Raw genomic sequence first — 12,035 nt, forward strand, 5'->3', positions numbered from 1 at the left:
GAGCCATGCGCCGCGACCCGGGATCACCTTGACGCTGTGCAGATCCTTCTCGGTGCTCTTGTCGACGCTCATGTCGAAGTACACACCGGGGGAACGCACGAGCTGCGAGACGACCACACGCTCGGTGCCGTTGATGATGAAGGTGCCCTTGTCGGTCATCATCGGGAAATCTCCCATGAAGACCGTCTGGCTCTTGATCTCACCAGTGTTGTTGTTGATGAACTCCGCGGTGACGAACAACGGCGCCGCGTAGGTCATGTCCTTGTCTTTGCACTCGTCCGTCGAGGCCTTGACCTCGTCGAATCGAGGGTCGGAGAAGGACAGCGACATAGTGCCGTTGAAATCCTCGATCGGAGAAAGCTCCGCGAGGATGTCCTCGAGACCACCGGACACTGCATTGTCGCCGAGTGCCGCTGCTCGTTCACGCCAACTCTGCGCGCCGATCAGCCACTCGAACGAATCTGTCTGTACGTCAAGAAGCCCGGGAACTTCGAGGGGTTCGCGAACTTTCGCGAACGAAACCCTCTTCGGGGCTCCGGGGATTCCGGAAACTGCCTTGGTCTGGCTAGAGACTGCCAAGATGCGTCCTTCCAGCACCTCACGCGGGCCGCTCCGTGCTGTTGCGACCGCCGCTGTATCTGCTTCGAATTTCGCTGGTTACAACCCGAACGAAACCCGTCGCAGAAAGCAAGAAGTACTTGACTTCGCAGCGGTTGAGACGAGGGGTGGACAGGAGGCAGCCAGCGCAACGTCCAAAAGTACACCCTTACTCTGGAAATGTCGAGTCGGGTGTAACTGAGGGTCGAATTCAGATACTGACGTGAGACTGCCGATCACTCGTCCGTGCATGTTCACCGATCAGAGTGGACCTTGCGGACCGCTCCGTCAAGGGCGAGAGCGCGTGTCGCAGCATTCGAACATTCGTGACGCGCATTCGAACACTGCCACCGGGAGTGTAGCCAGCAACGGCGTCACATACGAAAAATCTGGACCGACATCGTGCGTCGATCCAGATCTTCGCGCTGGTGCGCAGGTGCTACTGGTCGCGAATCTCCGAGCTACTGGTCGCGAATCTCCGAGATCAGCCAGTTTCCGTCCTGCTTCTCCAGACTCACGATGACCATTCCGGAGCGAGAGTCTGCCGCCACACCGTTCTGCGTCGAGCTGACGTTCAGTTGGGCGAGCAACTGCGCCCGGTCCTTCTCGAGCCGTGTGATCCCGATCAGCGGGACATCAGCGGTCGTTGCCGTCTGGGTTTGTTCGACGCCGGCCTTCTGCGTGTCCTTGTACTGCGTCAGCTGATCGCGCATCGACTGGTTCAGGCCCTGGACACCCTTGTCGAAATCGGCGTCGAAGGTGTCGGGAGAAAACGTGAAGACTGCAGCCAACGCCGACGGCGTCACACGAAGAACTTCAGCCGTGGCGCCTTCGTCCACCCAGGCGATGTCGTCCGTCTTCGCGCCGACTTTGAAGAAGGCGATGCCGGCGAGGATCGCGACGATGACCGCTGCGGCCCCCAGGATCGCGACCAGGCGCCAACCGGCCTTGGATTGTGTAGGTGTTGTCGCCGACTCCCCCGCGCCCGTCTCCGGGGTAGCAGGGGCCTTGGGCTCGTCTGCGACGGTTTTCGCCGGTTTGGTCAGATCGGGGCCTGGTGTGGATTCCGGAGCGTCGGTTTCCGTCTTCGGCGGCTCGATTTCTCCGGACTCTGCCTTCGTGAGCGTCGGCTTCGCAACCTCCGGCTTCACAGCCTCCTGTGTTTCCTCTTCCGGCTGTTCGATCGTGGGCTCGACCGGATCCGAATCGGACGTCCCCGCGGGGACGTTGAGCGAGCGAGCGCTTCCGGCGATCTTCGGCCGACGGTTCTGCGGGGAGGACGGTCCGCCGGTACGACGTTTGGGTGGCATTACGCGCTTCTCCTTCGAGGGATGTCGGTGTGCAGGTTCGACGAACTACTGGCCACCGGAATCACCACCCTCGGTTGTCGGTGCAGGAGTACCGGACGCAGGTGCCTCGGTCCCCGAACCAGGGGCAGGCGTTGCATCAGGTGCAGGCGTGGAGCCGTCGGCCGCCGGCAGGGTGCCGGAGCCGAGATCGAGTCGCGATCCGATCGGATCAGCCGACTGCGCCTTCCAGACCCCGTCGATCTCGACCATGCCCAGCCGCATGCCGAGCTGATTCTTGACGAACTGGTTGCCCTGGGTCGTGGTGACACGAACGACGACCAGTGCCGTGGCGGTCCGGTCATCGGTATTGAGCTCGGTCAGCGCGGACTGAACGACTTCGGTGTCAGCCTTCGAGCCCGAGTTACGCAACTCGTCGGTGATGGAATCCTGAACGGTCTGCAGATACGTCGTCATCTCGTCACCGGTCACCGAAGAACGCATGTTCTCGATCGACTGGTCGAGATTGGCCGAATCCGCGTTGTTGAGGTTGATCGCGACTTGCTGCGCACCGATAAGCGCGTCGTCACGCATCTCGGCGGTGGTGCGGTCGGTGGTGAGCGCCCAAACGTACGGGACGCCGAACACACCGAGCGCAACCACTGCCGCCAGAAGCAAGACACCGACCGCAATCAGAGACGCTGTCAGCCCCTTCGGTCTACCGGTTGTCGGCGCTCCCGATTCGACTTGCTCGGGCCCGCCGGACTGCGGGGAACTGTTTCTCTGAATCACACTCACTACCCTACTTACCTGTTTTGCCCAGCCTCTGGCCGCGAATCGTCAACTGCCACAACTCAGTAGCCTGAACTGCACAAACTCGACCACATTCGGATCGGTCTACTTCGGTGTCACTCCGAGCAACGGCGCCAACTGCGTCGCGATCGGGTTGAGGTTCAACTTGTCCGGATCGACCTTCGGCTTGAAGTCCCAAGGCTGGATCGTGTCGGGATCGGCGTACACCACGCGGTTGGCACTGCGGACGCCCGTCTCGCTGCCCAGCGGCGTCTCACACGACGCGGCGGTGTTGAGCGGGAAGTCCTGCTGGGTGTCGTCGAAATTGGGATTCTGACGCTTCATCTCGTCCAGGATCGCCATGGTGCCTTCGTAACCCACCGTGCACGAGAGCGGATTGTTGGTCTCCAGCACCAAGCCCAGATGGACCGTTCCGTCGCCGGGAGCAACCGTCGGTGCGGCAGCGGCCAGACCGGGAAGGAAGATCAGGAACGGCTGCAGCGCGATCGTTCGCGGCGCAAGCGTCTTGGTGGTCGCGGCAAGATTGGTCAGGTCAGTCGTCAGGCTCGGGCCCGCCTCGTTGATGAGGGCACCGATCTGATCGCTGGCCGGGATGCCGTTGTCGATCAAGCGACGGATGTCCGGATCACTGGTCCGCAACTGCGCCGTGACAGCATCGAGATCGGTACTGAACTGCTTGATCGCGGAGGACTGATCCGACTGCGTCGTCAGTACCGTCTCACTGTTCCGAATCAGCGCGAGCGTCTGAGGCAGAGTGTCGAGCCCGGACTGCGAGAGGCCGGACAGCGAATCGGCCAGGACCTGAATGTCCTCGCCCTTGCCGTTGAACGCTGCACCGAGTTCGACGGCGACGGTGTGGAGCGCGTCGACGGGCACGGACTTGACCAAGCCGTTGGCACTGGTCAGCACATCCTCGATCGGGATCGGAGTTGTGGTGTCCCCCACCGCGATCACCGAGCCGTCCTCGAGAAACGGTCCCTGGTCGGTATCGGGCTGAAGGTCGACGTACTGCTCACCGATGGCGGAGCGGTTGGCCACGACGGCACGGGCCGACGCGGGAATCTCCGGAGCACTGTTGTCGATCTTCAGGTCGACCTGAATTCCGTCCTCGGTCAACGACATGTCGCCCACTCGCCCGACCGGCACGCCGCGATACGTCACCTCGGCGTTGGTGAAAATTCCACCGGACGTGGCCAATTCGGTCTTGACCGTGTACTGACCGAACCCCATGAGGTTGTCCAGGCGCACGTACTTGGCGCCGACGTAGATGAGACCCAGGAGCGCAACCACGACAAAGCCGACGAGCTGCCATCTGACCAGAGCTGATCTCACTGTCCATCACCGCCGATTCCGAACTGTTCCAGCATTCCCTGGATGGGGTTGAGTGGGTTCGCCGCGGGCGCCGGCGTTGCCGGGTCACCCGCTGTTGTGGCGGGAAGGCCGGCGACAACGGGAACCTGCGGCAGGATCGGAGCGATCGGCAGCAGTGACACTGTCGGCCACCCCGGTCGCGGCCCGTTGCCGTTGTAGTACGGGTTGGAGGGGTCGACCACCGGCTTGGGATTGCCGAACTTGGGCTGGCGGTATTCCGGTTCTCCCTGCCCGACACCGAGACCCGAGAGTGTATTGCCGATCTGCAGGTCGACACTCAGGAAGAGGTTGACGGAACCACCCTGTGCAATCTTCTCGACACCGTCCGGGAACGGGAACGTCGGAAGGAACGGAAGTGCCCCCACGAAGTCGTCACCGGAGTCTGCGAGCGCCTGCAGCGTCGGACGCAGAGCCTGAAGATCAGCGATCAGATCGTCCTTGGACTGTGTGAGGACGTCGGTTCCCACTGTTCCGAGTCGATCCACCTGAGCGAGCATCTGCGTCAGCTGCGGACGCTGCTCGTTGAGAACCTGTGTCGCAACGGGGAGTTCCTCGAGAATCTTCCCGATCTTCTCGTTCTGATCGTTGACGCGAGTCGAGAGCACATCCAGGCCGTCGAGCGCGCGTGTGATGTCGTCACGCTGCTCGTTGAGTCCACCGATGAGTGTGTTCGCCTGCTCCAGAAGACTTCTCGTCTTGCCTTCGCGACCGTCGAACGCGGCACCGAGTTCTTCGACGATAGGCTGCAACTGGCCTACACCGCCGCCGTTGAGCAGCAGCGACAATGCGCCGAGAACCTGCTCGATCTCCGTGGCGTGGCGAGTGCGATCCAGCGGAATGAGGTCACCGTCGGCCAGCTTCGCAGAGTCCGGTCCGGACGGCGGGGCCGACAGCTGGATGAACTTCTCGCCGAGCAGGTTGGTCTGCTCGACCGCGGCAATTGCGTTGGCGGGCAGATCAACCGACGAGTCGAGGATGATGCCGACATCCGCGGTCCATCCGTCCGGTCCGACCGACACGTCGTCGACGCGACCGACGGGAACGCCGTCGACCTTCACAGCGGACTGCGGAACCAAGTCGAGCACGTCGTCGAACTGAATGGTCAAGTGCATCGGATCGGAACCCACATCAGGACCGCCGGGAAGCGGGACAGCGTAGATCCCCTCGGACGAGCAGGCGGTTGCCGAGATCAGGACGGCGCACAATCCGGCGCCGACTATCAACGAACGCTTCACTCGCCCTCCCCGTTTCCACTGGTCAGTCGCGGTGACACGACGCCGGGCACAGTGCCCGGAACTACCTGCATCTGTCGTTCGGAACCGGCAAGGATGCCGAAGGGAAGGTTCAGGCCTGCAGCCTGATTGGCTGCGTCGGTCATCGCTGCGACGTTTGCGCACTGGTCGATGGCCGGTTGCATCTGCCTTCCCAATGCCTCGAACCGCGGATCACCGGGCAACAGCTTGCCGAGGTCCATCAACTTGCAGAGCACGCCGGCCGGGTTCTGAAGATCAGGGAACGCCAGACGTGAAGCCAGCACACCTGATTCGGCGTCGTACGAGTTGACCAAGTTGGAGATCGCCAGCGGAAGCATGGTGAGCGTGTTGGCCAGTGCTTCCTTGTTGTTCGCCAATGTCTGTGTCGGTTCGACGAGACCTTCGGTTGTCTGGACCAGTTGATCGCGGTTGTCGGCCACGAACTTCGCGACGTCGCCGAGCGCAATCGAGAGCTGGTTCAGAGCGGCACCGCGATCGTCGCGCTCACCTGCCAGGAATCCGGTCAGGTCCGACAACTGCGTGTTGAACTGGCGCACCTGCTGATCGTTGGCCGCGAGAGCGCCCACGAAAGTATCCAGGTTCTTGATGGTGAGCGAGATGTTGTCACGCGAATCATTGAGCGTCCGTGCGGCATCCGAGAGGTTGGTGATGCTGTCTCCCAACGCTTCACCGTTGCCCTCCAGGTTGGCCGCACCTGTCTCGACGAAATCGGACAGTGCTCCGTTCTTGTTGGCACCTTCAGGACCGAGAGCCGACGCGAGTTCGTCGATGCTGGAGTACAACTGGTCGACCTCGACGGGCGTCGCCGTCTGCTCGATCGGAATTACTGCACCGCTGGCCATCTTGTCGCCGCCGGTGAAGACCGGTGTCAGCTGGATGTAGCGGTCGGCAACCACCGACGGCGTGATCTGAGCGGCACTGGCACCCGCGGGAATGTCGATCCCACGATCGACACGCAGCTCGACCTTGACCTGATCTCCCTGGGGTTCGACGGATTCGACGGTGCCGACCTTGACACCGAGAACACGAACGTCGGAACCGTCGTAGATACCCACCGACTTGTCGAAGTAGGCGGTGATCTTGGTGGTTCCGGCGCGAGTGAACACCCACCACAGCGCGCCACCGATTACGAGTAACCCGATCAGAACAGCGGCGATGATCGCGACCGAGCGCTTCTTGGAGCCGCTTCCGGCTTCGGCAGTATCAGCCATCAGTTGCCTCCCAACGTACGAACGGGGTCACGGTAGCCCGGAATGTCCGGCAGACCCGGCGGAAGGAGGTTCACGACGACCTGGTCGAACCAACGGCCGTTGCCGACCACGTTGGCATACAAGCGAATGAAGGGTTCGTAGAGCTTCAGTGCCTTGTCCAGGTTCTCGTTGTTTGCCTTCAGGATGTCGATGACGCCGTTGAGCTGCGTCAGCGCCGGCCCGATTGCCGCCTCGTTGTCACGAACGAGACCGGTGAGCTGCTGAGAGACGCGCTGAGTTCCGGTGAGCAGCTGCGAAATCGCTTGCTGGCGATTGTTGAGCTCCTGCACCAGTAGTCCACCGTCTCGGATCAGCTGGGTGAATTCCTTGTTGCGGTCAGCAAGAATCTGCGACGTCTTCCCGGTGGCGGCGAAGAGCTTCTGCAAGTCCTGATCGCGGCTCGCGATCGTCTGCGACAGCCGACTGACACCGTCGAGCGAAGCGCGGACATCGCCAGGTGTCTCGGAGAATGCCTGGGACAACGTCTCCATGCTCTTCGCCAACTGGTCGGTGTCGATGTCGCCGACGGTGTCCGCCGCGGCCGAGAAGGCCTGAACGACGTCGTACGGAGAGGTGGTGCGCTCTAGCGGAATCCGATCCTTGGGATCGAGGTTGTCGGTTCCGCGCGGATCTAGTGCGAGGTACTTCTGTCCCAGAATGGTCTTGATCTGAATGGACGCAGAGGTTTGATCTCCCACCCACGCGTCACTGACCTTGAAGTCGACGAGAACACGGTCACCGTCGAGATCGACGGAAGTGACCTTGCCGACCTTCACGCCGGCGATACGAACCTCGTTACCAGGCTTGAGACCCGCGGCTTCGGAGAACTCGGCGGAGTAGGACGAGCCTGCTCCCACGAACGGAAGCGAATCGAGGAAGAACGCGGACAAAGTGGCCAGCAGCACCACGAAGATACCGATGGCTCCGGCCATTGCCGGACTGCGACGTTTACTCATCGACCTTGCAACTCCCTCATACCGTCTTGAGTGCATCGCGTGGCCGCGTTGGTGTAAATCGGCTGATTGACCGTCGGCAGGCCGGTGGGCAGATTCAGCGACGCAGACTGTCCTGGACCGGCAACGATGTCGATTCCGCACAGATAGAACTGGAACCAGGAACCGTAGCTCGCTACGCGTGCGAGCTTCTCGAGCTTGACCGGCAAGGTCTCGAGCACCGCGTTGACGTCGTCACTCCGACGATTGAGTGTGGTCGCCAGTGTGTTGAGCGCCGTGATCGAGCCCTGAATCGACGGCCGCGTCGGCTCGAGCAGGTCTGCCGTCGCGTCGGTCAGGCCGGCGAGTGAGGTGACGGCCGAACCGACCACCCCACGCTCGTTGGCCAACCCGGTGACGAGTTGCTGGGTGTTGACGATCAGTGAATCGAGGTTCTTGTCGTTCGCGTTGACGGTGTCGAGAACGTCGTTGAGGTTCTTGATCACCGCGCCGATGACCGCGTCCTTGTCCGCGACGGTGTTGGTCAGGCTCGCGGTGTTGCGCACGAGCTCACTGATGGTGCCCGATTCGCCTTGGAACACCTGGATGATCTGGTACGACAGCTTGTTGACGTCGTCCGCGCTCAGGGTGGTGAACAGCGGCTTGAAGCCGTTGAAGAGTGTCGTGAGGTTGACTGCCGGGCGCGTCTGAGACAGCGGCAGGGTATCGCCGCCGGTGATCTTCTTGCCTTGGCTGCCTTCACCTTGCGAGAGCGAGATGTACCGCTGCCCCACCAGGTTGCGGAACCGGATGGTGGCGATGGAACTGGCCGGCAACCAATCACGGTCGGATACCGAGAACTGGACCTCGGCCTGGTTGTCGTTGACGATGGCAATCTTCTCGACCTGGCCGACACGAACACCGGCAATGCGAACCTCGTCGCCCTCGTTCAACGAAGTGACGTCGGAGAAGCCGGCGTTGCACTTGGTGCCGCCACCGCCGCCGAGGTTGGCGATACTGGCTGCCAGCAGTCCTGTCGCCAGGACCGTCACCACAACGAAGATGATGAGCTTTGTCAGCGGAGCTGCGAGTCCTCTCATTGGACGCTCACCTCCGCACCTGCGAATGCCGGAGCGCTGACCATCGTGGTCCACGCCGGAACATCGTCCGGCGCAACACCGTTGGCCTGTCCGTAGATCACCTTCAACGTATCCTCTTCGAGTTTCGAGCCCGCGTAGCCGGCCTGCTGAGCCGGACCGCTGTTGTTGGTCGAGAACAACTGAGGTCCGGAGCCCTCGGGTGCAGGCAGGAATTCCATGGTGGCGGGACCTGGATTGCGGGAAGGAACCTGGTAGGAACCGTCACCGTACGAACCGCCGGGGTACTGCGGGAACGGACGACCGGGCTCGGTGACGTTGTCGTAGCAAACCGGGCCGCGGTTGTCGACGAGCCGTGGCTCGTCCTGGTTGGGCAGGTAGCGACCCTTGGGGTTCACGATCTGAATACTCGCACGCACACCAGGATTGGGCGCGTCGGTGGACAGGATCTTGGCAGCTTCCGGAGCGGTGTCCGAGAAGCCCTTGAACGTGCACCCGAAGGTCGGAGAGTACTGGGCCAGAAGCTGGAGAGCTTCCTTCGAATCCGCAGCGAGCGTGATGATCGAGGACGAGTTCGCTTCGAGGAAGGCTGCGGTGTCCGACGATGTCACGGTGAGCGACGCCAGCAGTGTCCGCAACTGGTCCTGCTTCTGCACCACCGTGTTACCCGTGGTCCGCAGATTGTCGAGAGCGTTGATCAGATCGGGCGCAGCGTCCGAGTACGTCTGGGAGAAGTCCGCGAACTTGCGCAGATCCTCTTGCACCGCGGGCAGTTCGGTATTGACGCCGCGGAAGATCTCCTCGAGACGATCGACCGTCAGACCGAGCTCGGCGCCGCGTCCCGTCAGACCCTGCGCGAGAGAACCGAGAGTGTTCGCCAGATCCTGCGGCGGAATCGCCTGCAGAAGTGGGAGCAGTCCGTCCAGAACGTCGCCGACCTCGACAGCATTGCCGCTCTTGTCCTGGTGGATCACCGTTCCCGCGGAAATCGGGGTCGCGGTGGTTCCCTCCGGAATGATCAGGGAGACGTAGCGCTCACCGAAAAGCGTCTTCGGGAGCAGACGCGCCGTGACGTTGGACGGAATGAGATCAGCCTTGTCCGGCTCGATCGCGAGGACCGAGGTGACCTGGCCGTCTTTCGTCGACGCGGATCGCACCTCGCCGACCAGCAGCCCACGGACCTTGACGTCCGCGTTGGGTGGCAACGCATTTCCGACTGTGTCGGTCACGAGGTCGATCTTCACGACGTCCTTGAACGTCTTGTTGAAGGTTCCGATGGTGAAGGCCAGGAACAATGCCAACACCACGAAGAACACGAGTCCGAGCACACGGCGGCGCAGGACTGACGGAGCCTCGATCATCCGGCCACCCTCACTGTCGTCGTGGTGCCCCAGATTGCGAGGCTGAGGAAGAAGTCGAGAACGGCGATCGTCACGATTGCGGCGCGAACAGCGCGGCCGACGGCCACACCGACACCTGCGGGACCACCTGAGGCATGGAACCCGTAGTAGCAGTGGATCAGGATCAGCACGAAGGCGAATACCAGGACTTTCGCAAACGAATACAGCACGTCCTGCGGTGGCAGGAACAGGTTGAAGTAGTGGTCGTAGGAACCCGTCGACTGCCCGTTGAAGACCGTGCTGATCACTCTCGAGGCGAGGTACGCCGCGAGTAGACCCACGATGTACAGCGGAATGACGGCGACGAAGCCGGCGATCATGCGCGTCGTGACCAGGAACGGCACCGACGGAACTGCCATGACCTCGAGCGCGTCGATCTCTTCGGAGATTCGCATGGCACCGAGTTGGGCGGTGAAGCCACAACCAACCGTGGCCGAGAGCGCAAGAGCCGCAACGATCGGAGCGATCTCACGGGTGTTGACGTATGCGGAGAGGAAGCCGGTCAGGACCGAGCTACCCAACTGCTCCAGAGCGGCGAAGCCCTGGAGGCCGACGACGACACCCGTGAATCCGGACATCATCGCGATGACGCCGATGGTTCCGCCGATCACTGCGAGCGCACCGCTACCGAAGGTCACTTCGGCGAGTAGTCGAAGCGTCTCCTTCCGGTACCGATGCAGGGTGCGCGGGGTCCACGCGATGGCGCGCGCGTAGAACGACATCTGCTCGCCCGCGCGGTCCAACGCGTTCACTGGAATTCTGGCTACTTTGCGACTCTTCAGCAGGAACTGATCGCCGCGGCCTCGTGCGATGGTCATTTAGGTCAAGATCCCTTCGCCGGCACGATCTGGAGGTACACCATCGTCAGAATCAGATTGGCGAAGAACAACAGCAGGAACGTGATGACGACAGCCTGGTTCACCGCCTCACCGACGCCCTTCGGGCCACCGGACGGGTGGAGTCCCTTGTACGCGGAGATCACACCAGCGATGACACCGAACACCGCGGCTTTGATCTCACCGCTCCAAATGTCCGGTAGCTGCGCAAAAGCTGAGAACGACGAGATGTAGGCACCGGGGTTACCGCCCTGCAGGATCACGTTGAAGAAGTAACCACCCGCGATACCGACGACGGACACCAGTCCGTTCAGCAGAACAGCGATCAGCACCATCGCGAGGACACGCGGAACCACCAGGCGCTGAATCGGATTGATTCCGAGGACTTCCATCGCGTCGATCTCTTCACGGATGGTTCGAGAACCGAGATCGGCCGTCACGGCCGATCCGGCCGCACCGGCGACCAGCAACGCTGTCACCAGGGGGCTACCCTGCTGGATCACCGCCAGGACGCTGGCAGCGCCAGTGAACGATTCTGCACCCAACTGCTTGATCAGCGAACCGGTCTGCAGTGAGACGACGGCGCCGAAAGGGATGGCTACCAATGCCGTCGGCAAAATTGTCACGCTGGCGATGAACCAGGCCTGCTCGATGAACTCACGGAACTGAAATGGACGCCGGAACGTATTCCTGACGACGTCGACAAACAGTTCGACGATGTTTCCGGCCTGAGTTAATGCTCCGTTGACCGGACTCAGAACCGAGTTGCGGGTAACCCCCATCCGATATGCCTACCCTTGCCCGTGTGTCGTGTTTCCGTAGGGATCGCCCTCGTATGCAGGAATGACCTGCGTGTCTTGCGAGTTGTCGTTCCACTCCCCCTGATAGCCGCTCGCTTCGGCGTACTGGGGATCGTACTGCCCAGTTCCGTCAACCTCGTCGAGGCTGTCCTGAATCGCCGCCTGTGCGTTAGCTGGGAGGGTGTGCATGATCTGACGGACGCGCTCCTGGCGACGACGAACAGCCTGACGCTCCGGGTTTCCGGGGGTGGCCTTCATCTGCGGCACGATGCCCTCGACGTCGTCGACACCACCGGCGTGGTGACCGGCGTCGACGAGCGCCTGCTCGTGCGCCATCTGAGCCTCGTCCTTCTCCTCCGACATACCGATCGGACCGATC

At 61.9% G+C, this 12,035-nt stretch carries 10 protein-coding genes and 2 pseudogenes; all 12 read right to left on the reverse strand.

Annotated features, from left to right (window positions below):
• Positions 1-597: pseudogene (locus A2J01_RS26940) on the reverse strand (DNA-directed RNA polymerase subunit beta); the annotation flags it as partial.
• Positions 598-1,058: 461 nt separating this feature from the next.
• Positions 1,059-1,907 carry a hypothetical protein gene (locus A2J01_RS26945; protein ID WP_064113963.1) on the reverse strand — a complete coding sequence of 283 codons (849 nt, stop codon included), beginning with the start codon at positions 1,905-1,907 and terminating at the stop codon, positions 1,059-1,061.
• 45 nt (positions 1,908-1,952) lie between these two features.
• A complete protein-coding gene (locus tag A2J01_RS26950) occupies positions 1,953-2,681 on the reverse strand; it encodes a hypothetical protein (protein ID WP_064113964.1) in 729 nt (242 codons plus the stop codon).
• A gap of 99 nt (positions 2,682-2,780) precedes the next feature.
• A complete protein-coding gene (locus A2J01_RS26955; protein ID WP_047268908.1) occupies positions 2,781-4,028 on the reverse strand; it encodes an MCE family protein in 1,248 nt (415 codons plus the stop codon).
• Positions 4,025-5,302, reverse strand: coding sequence for an MCE family protein (locus A2J01_RS26960; protein ID WP_003941859.1), 1,278 nt, complete (start codon positions 5,300-5,302; stop codon positions 4,025-4,027). The genes A2J01_RS26955 and A2J01_RS26960 overlap by 4 nt, the downstream gene beginning before the upstream one ends.
• Positions 5,299-6,552, reverse strand: coding sequence for an MCE family protein (locus A2J01_RS26965; RefSeq protein WP_064113965.1), 1,254 nt, complete (start codon positions 6,550-6,552; stop codon positions 5,299-5,301). Before A2J01_RS26965 ends, A2J01_RS26960 begins: the two co-directional genes overlap by 4 nt.
• Positions 6,552-7,547, reverse strand: coding sequence for an MCE family protein (locus A2J01_RS26970; protein ID WP_003942053.1), 996 nt, complete (start codon positions 7,545-7,547; stop codon positions 6,552-6,554). Before A2J01_RS26970 ends, A2J01_RS26965 begins: the two co-directional genes overlap by 1 nt.
• On the reverse strand, positions 7,544-8,623 hold the full coding sequence (locus A2J01_RS26975) for an MCE family protein (RefSeq protein ID WP_064113966.1): 1,080 nt from the start codon (positions 8,621-8,623) through the stop codon (positions 7,544-7,546). Before A2J01_RS26975 ends, A2J01_RS26970 begins: the two co-directional genes overlap by 4 nt.
• The gene (locus A2J01_RS26980; RefSeq protein ID WP_003942007.1) at positions 8,620-9,981 is read right to left on the reverse strand and encodes an MCE family protein; all 1,362 of its coding nucleotides are present in this window, start codon (positions 9,979-9,981) and stop codon (positions 8,620-8,622) included. Before A2J01_RS26980 ends, A2J01_RS26975 begins: the two co-directional genes overlap by 4 nt.
• Positions 9,978-10,838: an MlaE family ABC transporter permease gene (locus tag A2J01_RS26985; protein ID WP_003941894.1), complete on the reverse strand. Its 861-nt coding sequence runs from the start codon at positions 10,836-10,838 to the stop codon at positions 9,978-9,980. Before A2J01_RS26985 ends, A2J01_RS26980 begins: the two co-directional genes overlap by 4 nt.
• 5 nt (positions 10,839-10,843) lie before the next feature.
• Complete coding sequence (locus tag A2J01_RS26990; RefSeq protein WP_003942038.1) at positions 10,844-11,638, reverse strand: MlaE family ABC transporter permease; 795 nt, start codon at positions 11,636-11,638, stop codon at positions 10,844-10,846.
• Positions 11,639-11,647: 9 nt separating this feature from the next.
• Positions 11,648-12,035 (reverse strand): annotated as a pseudogene (locus A2J01_RS26995) (ABC transporter ATP-binding protein); the annotation flags it as partial.

It is taken from the genome of Rhodococcus sp. EPR-134 (assembly GCF_001647205.1).
Taxonomy (GTDB): domain Bacteria; phylum Actinomycetota; class Actinomycetes; order Mycobacteriales; family Mycobacteriaceae; genus Rhodococcus_F; species Rhodococcus_F qingshengii.